The organism is Paracoccus indicus (genome assembly GCF_003056335.1).
Classification (GTDB): domain Bacteria; phylum Pseudomonadota; class Alphaproteobacteria; order Rhodobacterales; family Rhodobacteraceae; genus Paracoccus; species Paracoccus indicus.
The window spans coordinates 1-821 of sequence record NZ_PYWA01000025.1; the positions used below are offsets into that span (position 1 = coordinate 1).

The 821-nt window shown below is 62.5% G+C and carries 1 protein-coding gene; it reads right to left on the minus strand.

Going from position 1 to position 821, the window contains the following annotated elements:
* Positions 1-21: 21 nt before the first annotated feature.
* Positions 22-821, minus strand: an 800-nt coding sequence (locus tag DDE75_RS17080) for an IS3 family transposase (RefSeq protein ID WP_108503583.1), incomplete at its 5' end; no start/stop codon positions are given.

Genomic DNA, 821 nt, shown 5'->3' on the forward strand with positions numbered 1-821 from the left:
CCGGAGGCTGATTTCGGTTAGTTACGCGGCCACGGCTTCTGTTTCCATAGTGGCGTAGAAGTTTGCCTCTGCTTCTGCCGGCGGGATGTTCCCGATCGGCTCGAGCAGGCGACGGTTGTTGAACCAGTCGACCCATTCGAGGGCGGCATATTCGACGGCCTCGAAGTTGCGCCAAGGACCGCGACGGTGGATGACCTCGGCCTTGAAGAGTCCGTTTATGGTCTCCGCCAAGGCGTTGTCGTAGCTGTCGCCGACGCTGCCCACTGACGGTTCGATGCCGGCCTCGCCGAGCCTCTCAGTGTATTTGATCGACAGGTATTGCGACCCTCGGTCGGAATGGTGGACGAGCCCCGCGCCCTTGACTGGGCGGCGATCGTGGACAGCCTGTTCGAGGGCATCGAGAACGAAGCCTGCGTGCGCTGTTTGGCTCGCCCGCCAGCCAACGATGCGGCGCGCGTAGGCATCGATGACAAAAGCGACATAGACGAACCCCCTCAAAGTGGCGACGTAAGTGAAATCACTGACCCAGAGCATGTTCGGCGCCGGCACGCGGAACTGCCGGTTCACCTTGTCCAAAGGGCATGGGGCCTTTTTATCCGGCACCGTCGTTCTGTGCGGCTTGCCGCGGATGATGCCTTGAATACCCATGTCCTTCATCAGCCTGGCGACTGTGCAGCGGGCGACATCGAAGCCTTCCCGATCCAGCTGACGCCAGACCTTGCGCACGCCGTAGACCCTCCAGTTCTCCTCGAAGACGCGCTCGATCTCGGGCCGCAGGACTGCGTCGCGCCGGGCACGATCCGACAACCGGGCCGGATCGG